We start from the raw sequence: 13,518 nt of genomic DNA, 5'->3' as shown, positions 1-13,518 counted from the left end.
AGTCCTAATCGTTGGTGACAATCTCAATGCTATCTTTTCCGTCAATCTCATCCACCGCAACTCGGATATGCTCATTTTGAGCCGTCGGAATATTTTTGCCAACAAAATCAGCCCGAATTGGTAGTTCACGATGGCCGCGATCAACTAACACGGCTAAATTAATGCTATTAGGACGGCCTAAATCCATGATGGCATCCAAGGCCGCTCGAATTGTCCGTCCGGTGTATAACACATCGTCAACTAGAACAACTTTTTTATCAGTAATCGGCGTATTTAAATTCGTGATTGCGCTTTTCGTCGCTGGTTCCTTATGATGAATGTCGTCACGATAACCACTAACGTCTAACTCTCCAACAGGAACGACGGTATTCTCCAGTTGATGCAACCGCGATGCAATGCGCTGAGCTAAAAACACGCCGCGGGTTTTAACACCGATTAAAACTAGATTTCCAATTCCACGATTTCGTTCAATAATTTCGTAAGTGATCCGCGTTAACGCGCGTTGCATTGCCATTGCATCAACAACCTCTTTTGACATATTTGGAGCCTCCACTATTAATTATGACTGTGTCTGTGCGTCTAGTTGATCTAACATTTGAGTAAACCACGTTGGTAGTGGAATTTCAAAGCGCAAAAGTTCCCCCGTTCGTGGTTGCCTAAAGCCAAGCGTCTGTGCGGTCAAATACTGGCCTTGTCCTGGTAAGGTTTTCTTAGGTCCGTAAAGTGGGTCCCCTGCCAGTGGATGACCAATGTAGGCCATGTGCACCCTAATCTGATGCGTACGCCCCGTTTCAAGGCGGCAATTGACTAACGTGAATTTCGGATACCGTTTTAACACTTTAAAATGAGTAATCGCATGACGACCGTCTTTCACCACAGCCATTTTTTTGCGATCCTTTGGCGACCGGCCAATAGGCGCATCAATCGTGCCTTCGTGTTCCTTGATAACTCCGTGAACTAACGCCACATATTGTCGTTCATTTGTTTTAGCCTTCAATTGAGCGGTTAGGCTTTGCTGAGCAACATCATTCTTAGCAACCATTAATAAGCCTGACGTGTCCTTATCGATTCGGTGCACAATGCCAGGTCGCAAACTACCATTAATGGTTGATAGGGGTGAATGTGCGAGCAATGCATTGACCAGTGTATGATCTGGATGACCTGGAGCCGGATGAACAACCATTCCCTGAGGTTTGTTAACCACTAGAACGTCGTCATCTTCATAGACGATATCTAAGTCGATCGGTTCAGGTACTAACGCAATTGGTATCACTGCGGCCGGTTGATAAGTGATTCGATCGCCAATTGAAACTTCGTATAGATTTTTTTGTGGCTGATCATTGACTAAAGCCTGCTGGTCGTTAATGGCGATTTGTGCTTGTGACCGGGTAATACCTGCCAACTGGCTAAGTGTTTTATCGAAACGATGGCCTTGACTAGATGCGTCAATTATAAAAAATTGTTCGTCCGATGAGTTACCCTTCAAAGGTTCATTTACTTGGATTTTAGCCATTGAAGCCTCCCTAGTGTCGTCCGTGACCAGCAGCGTGTCGTGGGCCAGTCGGTGAATCGTCTCGGTCAGTTATGACGGCGACAATAAGTAAAATCACGCCTAGCGTCAGGCACCAATCGGCAAAATTACTGATTGGAAATCCCTTTAAGAAATCGAATTGAAACATATCGACGACATAGCCTAAGCGTAACCGATCGATAAAGTTGCCTAACGTTCCGGCCATCATCAGACTGATCCCCCACATATAGAGACGATGTGTTGACAAACGCCACATGGCATAAATCAAAACGCCCACGGCAACGATAGTGATGATGATAAAAATATCAATGCGCCCAGATAAAATGGACCAAGCCGCCCCGTTATTACGCAGACTTGTTAATGAAAGTATGCCCGGAATAAATTCATGCGTGCTTCCCAAGGCAAATTGTGTGGCAATGAAATACTTAATAGTTTGGTCTGCAGCAACTAATAAAAGAATGAAAATCCAATAAAATAACATGGCGATTCGTGGTTTTCCACGGCTCCTTCTCAAGGTTTTTGAAAATACAAGCTTAACGTAAAATGCTAATTAGAAAATTCCAGCAATTACGCCATCATCTGAGATACTCATATTTAAGGCAGCGGGCTGTTTTGGCAAGCCAGGCATTGTTAAAATTGCGCCGGTTAGTGCAACCATAAAGCCAGCCCCCAAACGCGGCTGAAATTCACGAATATGGATATCAAAATTAGTTGGTGCGCCTAACAATTTTGGCTGATCAGAAAGCGAATACTGCGTTTTGGCCATACATAATGGTAACTTGTCCCAGCCGCGTTTGGCAAAACGGCGTAATTGTGCTTGGGCATGAGGCTCTAAAACAACATTTCGTCCACCATAAATTGTGGTGACGATTTTTTGCGCGCGAGCCATCAAATCGTCATCGGCGGCCATCAAAGGGGTGAAGTGAACTGGCTCCTGTGCCGCTCGCACAACGGCATGGGCCAGGGCTGTTGTGCCTGCCCCGCCGTGCGCCCATTCATCAGCCTCCACAGCAGGAACGTTAAATCGTTGACAGTATTCTTGAATCATCTTAATCTCATCTGGTGTATCTGATGTGAATGCATTAATCGCAACCACTACTGGAATTTGATAACGCTGCATACTCTTAATATGTTGACCTAAATTAGCCAATCCCTTTTCTAAGGCTGTTAAGTCAGGGGTGGTTAGATCAGCTAATGCTTGCCCGCCGTGTAGTTTTAAAGCCCGCACAGTCGCAACCAACACAATCGCGCTCGGAGCTTGCCCTAAAACAGGAACCTTGATATCAAGAAATTTTTCTCCACCTAAATCAGCGCCAAAACCGGCTTCGGTCACGGCATAGTCACCTAACTGAAGTGCAGTTTTAGTGGCAAGGACACTATTACAACCATGCGCGATATTCGCAAATGGTCCTCCATGAATAATTGCCGGAGTCCCTTCTAGGGTTTGTACTAGGTTGGGCTTGATCGCGTCCTTCAGAAGCAACGCAATGGCGCCACCAACATGAAGATCGGCAACAGTGATCGGTTGTCGGTCAAATGTTTCAGCAATCACCATCCGATTAATGCGGTCTTTTAAGTCATGTAAGTCCGTTGCTAAGCATAAAATCGCCATTAACTCACTGGCCACTGTAATATCAAAGTGGTCCTCACGTGGCATTCCTGACGTCGGTCCGCCCATTCCGACGACCGTATTGCGCAGTGCCCGATCGTTGATGTCAAGTACACGGTGTAAGGAGATTCGTCGCGGATCAATTTGCAAGTCATTGCCTTGTTGAATGTGGTTATCAATCAATGCCGCTAAAGTGTTATTGGCAGTCGTTAGTGCATGAAAATCGCCATTGAAATGTAAATTAATATCTTCCATTGGTGCGACCTGCGCGTAGCCTCCACCGGTTGCACCGCCTTTCATGCCCATAACTGGACCCAGAGACGGTTCGCGCAACGCTAAAATGGCCCTTTTTCCAATTTTTCGTAAACCATCTCCTAATCCAATCGTGACCGTGGTCTTACCTTCGCCGGCAGGGGTAGGATTGATTGAGGTGACTAAAATAAGCTTGCCGGGTTGATATGGCTGAGTAAGAGGCAACGTAATCTTAGCCTTGAAATGGCCATAAGGTTCAATTTCATCTTCAGTTAAGCCCGACCGCTGCGCAATTTCATTAATCTGCTGTAAGTGTGTCTGCTGTGCAATTTCAATATCAGTTAATTGTGTCAAATCGAATCCCCCAGTTATTCATAAAAACTATTTTTGGCATAAGTCGTTAAATGCTATACTCAATCCAAACATTAGCTTTTCTACAATTGTTCTGAAAGCCTTGCTAAGGCCCGTTTAGATAATCGATAGGCAAAGCGTCGTCCATGAACATAAAAAGTTAATGTATGGCCTGAAATTCGAACTTGTTCTAACTGATTAAGCTTAACTGTTAGAGCTCGCGGCGCCAATAAACGTCGGACCATCAGTGTTTCATCGTTAATTAATAATTGGCGACCGACTAGTTGCCATGTCAGAAACAGAACAAAAATGATGGCAATAATGATGGCCGGCCAATTAAATTTGGCCATTTCATATTGAAAAATAATGCCACCGAACAAGAAAATTGCCACCCAAGACCAGATGATAACCGCCGATAACCCACTGGGTTGATAATAAAATCGTTGTTGACTCATGGTTTAAAACCACCTTTCAAGGACACAAGACTTATTTTAACAAATTTGAGGTCGAAAATGATGATTAAACTGTATACAGATGCGGCTAGTCCCGCTTACCAGACAACAAGTGAAGAAACAAGTGGTGCTGGTCTTTTGATTATTCAAAATCACCACCAACACCAACTTAAACAGATTGTCGCCTCTGGTAATAATCATGAAGCAGAATTTCTGGCAGCAATTGCTGGTTTTGAAGCGGTCAAACAGCTAGCCGAGCCAACCGATACCATCATGTTTTTTACCGATAGTCGCCTCGTTGCTGACGCGGTTGGTAAAGGCGTGACTAAACATTACCGTGATCTGACTAAAACATTATTGGCCTTACAGGATGGGTTTCAGTTGGTTGTGACCGAGTGGATTCCCGAGCGACAAAATCATGGCGCCCATCAGTTAGCACTACAGGCACTCCACCATCAAAGCTAGCCTAACACAAGCGCGTTTATCCACCATCCCAGCTCAAAAAATTTAGTAAAACAACAAGAGTAAAGTACCAAATTAGTTCACTAATATTCTAAAAATAAATTGGCTCAAGCCAAGAGTAAAAAATAAACGGAATTTTCAAATCAAAATGATCAAAATGCGGGGCATGAGTCAAGTAACGTTGCTTACCGACTTATGTCCCGCTCACTAAGAATTAGTCATGATGCCAAATTGGTTTTCCCCAATATTGGTATAAATCTGTCCGTAACGCCCCGTTGTATAATTTGCGTTTTTTAGTCGCTCGTTGACCGTAGCTTGTTTCAAAATCGAGGTCACTAGTCAAAATATATTTACTCCAGGTTTTGAGTGGGGAAAATGAGCGCCCCATTCCCTGATACAGGCGACGAACACTCACCTCATCGCTTAGTCGTTCCCCATAGGGGGGATTGGCCACAATCACACCATTAATTTTATCTGTCGTTAACTGAGTTACATCGGCAACCGTAAAAGCGACATCATTGCTTAAGCCGGCTGCTCGCGCATTGGCCTTTGCGGCTTCAACCATCGTCGGATCAATATCAGAACCGGCGATATCGAACTGGCTATCATAATCAGCTTGATCATCTGCTTCATCTCGCACTAAATCGGCGACTTGGTCATCCACCCATGGCCAAGTTTCGCAAATGAATTTGCGCTTATATCCAGGTGCAATGTTGCGCGCAATCAAAGCGGCTTCGATGGGGATCGTTCCTGATCCGCAAACTGGATCCAAAAAAGGCATGTCCGCAGGATGCCAATGCGTCAATAAAATTAACGCTGCCGCCATATTCTCTTTCAGTGGTGCACTTCCCTTAGCAACCCGATAACCGCGTTTAAATAAAGAATCTCCCGTTGTATCCAACGTTAACATGACTTGATCTTTATTAATGGACACTTCTAATGGAAAAGTTGCCCCAGTTTCAGGTAATCGGCTTCGCCGGTGGTAAGTTTCACTCAATTGCACTGCAATGGCTTTCTTTACGATCGCCTGTGCATCTGGCACGCTATGTAGTTGTGAATTGTGTGATCGTCCTTCGACAGGAAAAGCTGCATCCATCGGTAACAGCTCATCCCACGCCACAGCCTTAGTAGCATCAAATAACTCCGTGAATGTCACCGCAGGAAATTCGGCCACGATAATTTTGATGCGATCCGCCGTCCGCAACCACAAATTAGTGCTTAAGATGTCTTTAATCGTTCCTTCAAAGCGAACCCGTCCATTTTCAACATTTACTTCATAGCCCAGGTCACGTAATTCGCGCCCTACCAATGCCTCAATTCCTGCAGCACAGGTGGCCATCAATTTAAATTTTTGCATGTAAACTCCTGTCAAACTTGATTTCATTGTTGCTGACCTTCATCTTACCATTTGCGACTAAAAAAAGAGACCCCTCATCACTGAGCGATCTCTGCCTGTTGCAAATTTCTGTAAGCCATGTTTTGTACTTTGTAGACTTCAGGCGCAGTCTACGCCGTGGTAATCATCTATCTCAGGACGTACTGTCCTCCCCCACAATCAGTTCAATTACCTATGTGAAGCTCCCCTACCGTAGTTTGGGTTTCCCGCTCGAGGGGTTTACCGCGTTCCACCCAGCTCGTTTCCGAACTGGTTTCGTCACTGTGGCACTTTTCAGGGATACTAGGGCATAGTCGAAACGTTAGCCGTGTTTTCCCGCCGTTACCTCCAAAGAGGCACCCCAGCTTATTTTTTCACTGAGCACGAACACTACAGGCATCGCAGCCTGTGCGAGCATGGACTTTCCTGACGCAACAAAAGTCACGCCCAATTACCCGAAATTTGCAAATCATTGCCAAAAGATTAACTATTCCAGCCAGACTGAGACATCGAACCGCCATTATCTAAGGGGCCTTGATTATTCCCATTGTCTAACTGTGAACCAAAAACATGACGTTCTAAATTGCTAAGCCGTTTTAAAATGTCCATGTTTGTCACACTGCTGGTCGTCGAGTTCGATGATTCCGGTTGGCTAGGCACGGCCTGACGCGCACTGACTTGCCGTGTCAAGTCATCAACTTTGCCCGACAATTGTTCATTTTCGTTCCGCAGTTGAGAAATTTCGCGGTTGAACGTTTCATAATCCTTAATCACTAGATCAAGGAAACTGTCCACGTCTGTGGGGTCATATGCCGTCCCCATCCGTTTTTCTTTGAATTCCTTTTGCAGGATGTCCTGCGTAGTAAAGTTGATTTCTTGCATGACTGTTACACCTCATTGATTATCTGTCGAAACACGACTTGAACTATTGTAGCGCATGTTACATAAAATTAAAATGTCGGATGTTGATTTTCTTGATATTCGGTGGCACTTTCTTGTAACCAATCAAAATCAATTAGTGTCACATCGTATGGATGATGCGCTTGGAAAGCTTGGATGGCTGAATAGTCATAAGTCGGCTTCCCTTCATGTTCTATATCATATACCAACATCGCCGCATCTGTATGGCCTAACATGAAGCCTTGATAGTTTTTTAATTGTTGAGGAGATCGGTAAGACTGTTCTGAAACCGTCGCCGTAAAATCTACTTGCTGTTTTAAAGCGGCCAATTTCATTTGATTCTGTTCATTCCATTGGTTGCCAAACTGAGCGAACGGAAGCATCATGGCAACCTGAATTTCAGGATAATCTTCTTTTAATTCGTTGATAATTGGAATGGTCCATTGTTCAATACCTAACTGGCCTCCAGTAATGAACCAGTCAACACCGTTTTCAATCTGCGCTTTAAAGGCAGTTTTTAAAGCGTATTTAATTACCGTCAGCTTCAAATCATTTTCTGAAAAAATGCCTAATTCATAATTTCGATATCCACTTATCCACAATCGGCTCATGTTTAGCGACCTTTCCTACCGTCTTTAAAGCGTTTTGTGGTGCAGTTAGTTGAATTACCAGCCAACACCAAGCGATTTGCTTAAGCACTCTAAATATTACACCTGTGTTAACATCAGCGCCAAAACGTTGCCTGGATAGCAAATCTGATATAATAAGCGCATTATAAAGGAGTGTGGTCTTTTTTGAACATTCGTTATCCTAATGGGACCGCTTATCATCAGTCCGCAAAACGACCTGCCACAACTATGTCCCAAACGACTAATTACGGGGATCGTGGTATGTCACTTGAAGCAGAATTGAATGAGAGTAATCAATATTATTTGAATCAGGGTGTTGCTGTGATTCATAAAAAACCGACCCCGGTTCAAATTGTGAAAGTTGACTATCCAAAGCGTTCGGCTGCAACAATTAAGGAGGCCTATTTTCGCCAGCCTTCAACAACAGATTACAATGGTGTCTATCAAGGCTACTATCTTGATTTTGATGCGAAAGAAACCAAGAATAAAACCTCGTTCCCATTGAAAAACTTTCACGCTCATCAAATCGCACACCTGAGGGCCTGCGTTGCAGCTGGAGGTATTGGCTTTGCCATTATTCGCTTCACCGATGATGTCGCAACATTTCTCTTACCGGCTTCATTTCTCTTTCATTGCTGGGATGACGCCCTTCAAACTGACGGTCGAAAATCAATTCGTCGTTCGGCAATTGAGGCGCACGGTTATCAAATTAATCCAGCCCTTAACCCACTGGTTCCCTATCTAAATGCGGTTGATCAATTAATCACCGCCACAAAAAAATGAGTTAATTGATTAAGGAGTTCAACATGTCTGACAATAACGATCAACCACAATCTCGTATCGCTCGCTACCATGACGGTGATGACAACACCACGCCGACCGGTCCCAAACATTCGCGACCGCTATGGCGTACCATCTTATATTGGGTGTTCGGGGTTATTTTAGTCGCCTTTTTGGCTGGGGTCGGATTATTCACCTACTATGCTTCAAGTGCCCCCAAAATTACAACAGCTCAGTTAACCAGCCAAAATTCAACAGAAATTTTAGATGCCAAAGGCAACGTCGTATCAAATCTTGGCTCACAAAATCGGACTTATGTTCGTTCAGATGAGATCCCAGATCGGTTAAAACAATCTGTTGTTTCCATCGAAGACCGCCGCTTTTACAAGCATCATTTTGGCGTTGACCCGATTCGGATCATCAGTGCCACATTTGCAAACATTCATGGTAGTTCCCTCGGCTTACAAGGCGGATCAACGTTAACCCAGCAACTAGTTAAGCTGTCGGTATTCTCCACGGCCGCTTCAGATCGGACTTTAAAACGAAAAGCTCAAGAAGCTGCTCTCGCCTACTATGTTGAAAAGCATTATTCAAAAAATCAGATCCTAGAGTTCTACATCAACAAGGTTTACATGGGCAACGGTGTCTATGGTATGGGTACAGCGGCTAAGTATTATTACAACAAGTCCTTAAAACAGTTGACCGATGTACAGTTAGCGACGCTTGCTGGTATGCCGCAATCCCCGACTTATTATGATCCAATTGCTCATCCTAACTATGCTAAAGAACGACGAAATACGGTCCTTCGGGCAATGAATCAGAATAAAGTAATTTCTAATACCCAATTGACGCAAGACCTGGCCACACCAATCAGTACCGGTCTAAATGTTAATCATTCAGTTAACAACACGGATAGTGATGACAAAGTGATTGATGCGTATTTACAGCAAGTGATTAAAGAGCTGAATGCGAAGGGATACAATCCGTATAAATCTGGAATTAAAGTTTATACCAACCTCAATATGGGGGCTCAAAAACGATTATATAACATTGTTAACACTGACCAATATGTCAACTTCCCTAGCGACTTGTTACAAGTTGGGGTGACCATGACTGACCCTGAGACGGGTGCGGTAACCGCCATGATTGGTGGTCGTAAGCAAAATGTCGCCTTTGGTTTAAACCGGGCCACCCAGACGGATCGCTCATCTGGTTCAACCATCAAACCATTTATGGACTATGGTCCAGCCATTGAGTACGATGAATGGCCAACCTTTAAATCAGTCTCAGACACGAAATATAATTATCCAGGTACCAATACTCCGGTTAACGACTGGGATGGTCAATACCAAGGCAACATAACTATGAGGAAAGCATTAGTTGAATCGCGAAACATTCCTGCGATTAGAACCCTCGCTTCCGTGGGTTTAAGTCATGCCACCCAATTCATGGCGCAAAATGGTATGACCTTTAAAGAGCCTCTGGTTTATTCAAATGGGATCGGTGCGTACGTCTCTAGTGAACAAGAATCCGCAGCCTTTGCTGCCATCGCTAATGACGGAACTTACAACACGCCTCATCTGGTTAACAAGGTCGTCACCCAAGATGGTCAAACCCACAACTTTAAGGTCGCCTCTCATCGGTCAATGTCCAAAGCAACGGCATACATGCTGACCGACATGTTAAAAGGCGTCCCAACTGCTAATTGGGCCCCTGGTGCTCAAATCAGTGGTCTGCATCAAGCGGGTAAGACGGGGCAATCCGGTTATCCAAGTAGCGTCACCTCGGTTCCATCCACGGCCGTCATGGATGCCTGGTACTCTGGCTACACCAAGCACAGTTCAATCTCGGTCTGGACTGGTTATGATCAGCCTAATGAACCAGGTCATTATATGACGACCGCCCAATTATCCATTGCTGAGGGGATCTACAAGAACTTAGAGTTGTACATGGCGCAAACCCAAGATAATGATGATTGGTCCCGTCCCAGCAATGTTGATGTTGTGCGCCACAATGGCGTCGACGAACTCGTTATTCGCGGTTCAAACTGGCGGCAGTACTTAACTGGCCGAGATCAAAGTAGTGCCACAGGATCATCTTCATCTAGTGTCATTGTTTCTTCTAGTTCCTCACAGAGTAGTTCCTCGCAAACAAGTGAAAATGATACTCGGCTGTCTGAATCTAGTGCCACTCAAGGTGGCAATAATGGCAACAACAATGAGAACTCAAGCAGCAGTAGTATTAGCAGTACCAGCAGTTCGACTACACCAGCCGGTCAATCAGAAACGTCGCGTCCCTAATTAATTTCATTGCGACATTAATAATCACAACAAAAAAGAGAACTAGCAAGCACAAGTCTTGCTAGTTCTCTTTTTTGTTATAAAGCATCAGCAAACGATTTAATGTAACTTGGTACTGAATAGTTGGGCTTAAACGCCTAATTAGTGGTTGAATCGGTTGGATTAGAAATCTTCATGATTGGGATAGCCGGCCCATTAACTTTGGGGTTTACCTCCGTGGCATTAACCACCTGTTGTTTTCGATGTTGTCCTAATTCTCGCTCCACTTGGCCAGCAGTTGTGAGGTGCTTTTGCTGCCAAGTTAGTAAAATTCGATCAATGTAACGCAGGTTGTAGGCTTGATTCAACACAGCTTCACGCAAAGCTAATAAAATCAATTCCGGCTTAAACTGATCCTCGTCGAACCAGCGACTGATTGTTTGAAGCTCTGTCGGACTTAAAGGCCGGCCAAATTCGACTTCAATTCGATTAAACACGTCTGCCCGAGCTGAGGTCGTGGTTGGCGCTGCAATGGTCGCTCGGTGGGCTTCAACACCACTCATCGTCTCAGGCAAAGCCGCTAGTCGCTCATAAAGAGGAGTAAAATCATATTGATCGTGAAGTTTACCATCTGCATCCGTCGTTGAGTTAATGACTAGTAGTTGTTTTTTCAGTAATTGATCTAATTGATTGAAAATCTCAGCTGAGGTCGTCCCCATTACATCAGCAACAGCTTGGGCATCTGGAAAATCAATGCCACGATCCAACGACCGCTTGTATTGCAAATAGACCACTAGCTCATCGTTGGTCATTTCTAACTCACGATATCGACTTAATAGCAAATTATTAATCGTCGTTTCACCAGCTTGGATAAGGGCTTGTGCGAAAGCTTCCATGCGTTTAACAACCTCCTCATACTGACAGTGAATGTAAAGAGACGCCGCTGCGGCTATGGCAACGACGTCTGAATTATTTTACGGGTAGATCCGGTTAATCATACGTGGGAATGGAATCGTCTCGCGGAGATGATCTTGTAGCGTGATCCACGTTAAGAAACGTTCAAGTCCTAGGCCAAACCCGGAATGTGGGACACTACCGAATTTACGTAAGTCCAGGTACCAATCGTAATTCTTAGGGTCTTGACCGGCATCTAGAATTTGTTGGGTCAAGTAATCTAGATCAGTATCACGTTCAGAACCACCGATAATTTCACCGTAACCTTCAGGTGCAAGTAAATCTGCACAAATCACGACATCATCACGAGTTGGGTGCCGCTTCATGTAAAAGGCTTTAATTGCTTTCGGATAGTTTAACACGAAGACTGGTTTATCAAAGTGGTTAGCGAGGAAGGTCTCTTCAGGTGATCCAAAATCAACGCCCCATTCGACGTCAAAGTCATTTTCCTGTAAAAGTTTGATCGCATCGTCATAAGAAATTCGCGGATAAGGTAAGTGCGTGTATTTCTTCAACGTTTCCACATCACGCCCAATGGTTTCCAGTTCCCGCTGACAATTATCAATAACTGCCTGAACTAAAAAGGCGATGTAACGTTCTTGTAGCGCTAAACTCTCTTCTTGATGCATCCATGCCATCTCTGGTTCAACCATCCAAAATTCGGTTAAATGGCGGCGAGTCTTCGATTTTTCAGCTCTAAAGCTCGGGCCAAACGAAAATACCCGGCCAAAAGCCATCGCCGCAGCTTCTTCGTACAACTGCCCTGTTTGTGACAGATAAGCATCTTGCCCAAAATAATCCGTCTCAAATAATTCAGTAGTTCCTTCCGGAGCTGATCCCGTTAATAGTGGCGCATCAATCTTAATAAAATCATTGTCATTGAAAAATTCAAATGTCGCTCGGATCACTTCATTACGAATTCTTAATAATGCATTTGGTCGTGAAGAACGTAACCAGAGGTGCCGATGATCCATTAGAAAATCAATGCCGTGTTCCTTCGGTGTAATCGGATAGTCTTCACTTTCTCCGACAACTTCAAAGTCTTCGATTGCTATTTCATAACCGAACTTGGAACGTGCGTCTTCGTGAATCGTTCCAGTAACGTATAAACTGGTTTCTTGGCGCAATTCTTTGGCTGCTTCAAATTTTTCTTCACCAACATCATTTTTGCGGATGACCCCTTGGAAGAAGGCCGTGCCATCTCGCAGTTGCAAAAAGGCAATTTTGCCGCTCGAACGTTTATTACTTAACCAGACTCCGATGCGAACTTTCTCATCGACATGCTCTGGTGCGTGCATGATACTAATGGTTTCCACAAAAAACTCCCCTTTTTTCGTTGATCAGCGTTTACGATCAACTTATTTAATTTGAATCTTACAGATTTTGAATAGACTGAATCGTCTTGCTGTCGCGATACCGAATAAGATCATAACAGAGGTTGCCTTTTTGATTTAAGTAGGTAACCTCCCAGACAGGTTGCCCATTTCGGATTCCTAAGCCAACGTTCAATACCTTTTTAGGTTGCTGTTTCGACCAAACTCGTTGCAAAATGGCCGTCTTAGTCTGACCGGCTTTAACATGTACAATCGTGACGTGGCCATTTTTTTTGGCAACAATGACATAAACCGATTTGCCTTTACGATTATGGCCGTTAACAGCATAATACGTCTGTTGACGGTTAAAGGTTAGAAAGCCCTTTGCATCATTAACCCCTGCTTTTCGCGCAATCTGAACCGTCTGTTTGGCCGCAGTATTTGCCGGACGCAGTGCCTCATGAAAAACAATCATTACGCTGCCGACAATTAGGATAACTGCCAGCACGCTCCACAGGGTAATTTGACCCCAATTTTTTCGTTGTCGTCGACGACGCTGCATAGTCATCCTCCATCCTGTCTGCAATAACGAAATTAATTATAGCAAACTTGCCCGGTCAAACAATGCTCC

Annotated in this window: 14 protein-coding genes and 1 other RNA gene; 3 read left to right on the top strand and 12 right to left on the bottom strand. The window is 44.3% G+C overall.

The features are described 5' to 3' along the window. Window positions 1-4: 4 nt before the first annotated feature. From pyrR to ACKTR2_RS01610, 5 genes are all read right to left on the bottom strand, one after another. Entirely contained in the window at window positions 5-538 is a 534-nt protein-coding gene (pyrR, locus tag ACKTR2_RS01630; protein ID WP_407882288.1) for a bifunctional pyr operon transcriptional regulator/uracil phosphoribosyltransferase PyrR, read from the bottom strand. Between the two features lie 21 nt (window positions 539-559). Beyond that, the gene (locus tag ACKTR2_RS01625; protein ID WP_407882287.1) at window positions 560-1,513 is read right to left on the bottom strand and encodes an RluA family pseudouridine synthase; all 954 of its coding nucleotides are present in this window, start codon (window positions 1,511-1,513) and stop codon (window positions 560-562) included. A 10-nt stretch (window positions 1,514-1,523) separates the two neighbouring features. Next, on the bottom strand, window positions 1,524-2,012 hold the full coding sequence (gene lspA / locus ACKTR2_RS01620; RefSeq protein WP_407882286.1) for a signal peptidase II: 489 nt from the start codon (window positions 2,010-2,012) through the stop codon (window positions 1,524-1,526). Between the two features lie 69 nt (window positions 2,013-2,081). Then, window positions 2,082-3,746, bottom strand: a complete 1,665-nt coding sequence (locus ACKTR2_RS01615; protein WP_407882285.1) for a formate--tetrahydrofolate ligase — start codon at window positions 3,744-3,746, stop codon at window positions 2,082-2,084. An 80-nt stretch (window positions 3,747-3,826) separates the two neighbouring features. After that, complete coding sequence (locus tag ACKTR2_RS01610; RefSeq protein ID WP_407882284.1) at window positions 3,827-4,198, bottom strand: EbsA family protein; 372 nt, start codon at window positions 4,196-4,198, stop codon at window positions 3,827-3,829. Between the two features lie 57 nt (window positions 4,199-4,255). On the opposite strand from ACKTR2_RS01610, the gene ACKTR2_RS01605 reads away from it, so the two are divergent. Next, a complete protein-coding gene (locus ACKTR2_RS01605; protein ID WP_407882283.1) occupies window positions 4,256-4,660 on the top strand; it encodes a ribonuclease HI family protein in 405 nt (134 codons plus the stop codon). Between the two features lie 211 nt (window positions 4,661-4,871). Here the strand turns inward: ACKTR2_RS01605 and ACKTR2_RS01600 are convergent, their stop codons facing one another. The 4 genes from ACKTR2_RS01600 to ACKTR2_RS01585 all read right to left on the bottom strand — a co-directional run bounded on the left by ACKTR2_RS01600 (window position 4,872) and on the right by ACKTR2_RS01585 (window position 7,543). Next, window positions 4,872-6,014: a THUMP domain-containing class I SAM-dependent RNA methyltransferase gene (locus ACKTR2_RS01600; protein WP_407882282.1), complete on the bottom strand. Its 1,143-nt coding sequence runs from the start codon at window positions 6,012-6,014 to the stop codon at window positions 4,872-4,874. A 106-nt stretch (window positions 6,015-6,120) separates the two neighbouring features. Beyond that, window positions 6,121-6,495, bottom strand: an RNA gene (gene rnpB, locus ACKTR2_RS01595) — RNase P RNA component class B. A gap of 20 nt (window positions 6,496-6,515) precedes the next feature. Continuing rightward, window positions 6,516-6,914, bottom strand: a complete 399-nt coding sequence (gene gpsB / locus ACKTR2_RS01590; protein WP_407882281.1) for a cell division regulator GpsB — start codon at window positions 6,912-6,914, stop codon at window positions 6,516-6,518. A gap of 68 nt (window positions 6,915-6,982) precedes the next feature. Next, the gene (locus ACKTR2_RS01585) at window positions 6,983-7,543 is read right to left on the bottom strand and encodes a DUF1273 domain-containing protein (RefSeq protein ID WP_407882280.1); all 561 of its coding nucleotides are present in this window, start codon (window positions 7,541-7,543) and stop codon (window positions 6,983-6,985) included. Window positions 7,544-7,726: 183 nt separating this feature from the next. On the opposite strand from ACKTR2_RS01585, the gene recU reads away from it, so the two are divergent. Both recU and ACKTR2_RS01575 read left to right on the top strand, forming a co-directional pair. Further along, window positions 7,727-8,344: a Holliday junction resolvase RecU gene (gene recU / locus ACKTR2_RS01580; protein WP_407882279.1), complete on the top strand. Its 618-nt coding sequence runs from the start codon at window positions 7,727-7,729 to the stop codon at window positions 8,342-8,344. A gap of 23 nt (window positions 8,345-8,367) precedes the next feature. After that, window positions 8,368-10,641, top strand: a complete 2,274-nt coding sequence (locus tag ACKTR2_RS01575) for a transglycosylase domain-containing protein (protein WP_407882278.1) — start codon at window positions 8,368-8,370, stop codon at window positions 10,639-10,641. 137 nt (window positions 10,642-10,778) lie between these two features. Here the strand turns inward: ACKTR2_RS01575 and ACKTR2_RS01570 are convergent, their stop codons facing one another. From ACKTR2_RS01570 to ACKTR2_RS01560, 3 genes are all read right to left on the bottom strand, one after another. Next, a complete protein-coding gene (locus ACKTR2_RS01570) occupies window positions 10,779-11,516 on the bottom strand; it encodes a DnaD domain-containing protein (protein WP_407882277.1) in 738 nt (245 codons plus the stop codon). A gap of 78 nt (window positions 11,517-11,594) precedes the next feature. After that, window positions 11,595-12,890, bottom strand: coding sequence for an asparagine--tRNA ligase (asnS, locus tag ACKTR2_RS01565; RefSeq protein WP_407882276.1), 1,296 nt, complete (start codon window positions 12,888-12,890; stop codon window positions 11,595-11,597). 58 nt (window positions 12,891-12,948) lie between these two features. After that, complete coding sequence (locus tag ACKTR2_RS01560; RefSeq protein ID WP_407882275.1) at window positions 12,949-13,449, bottom strand: cell wall elongation regulator TseB-like domain-containing protein; 501 nt, start codon at window positions 13,447-13,449, stop codon at window positions 12,949-12,951. Between the last annotated feature and the right edge of the window lie 69 nt (window positions 13,450-13,518).

Source organism: Furfurilactobacillus curtus, from assembly GCF_045862785.1.
Taxonomy (GTDB): domain Bacteria; phylum Bacillota; class Bacilli; order Lactobacillales; family Lactobacillaceae; genus Furfurilactobacillus; species Furfurilactobacillus curtus.
The sequence above is the reverse complement of the archived record's forward strand: the minus strand, read 5'-3'. Positions and strand labels throughout refer to the sequence as shown.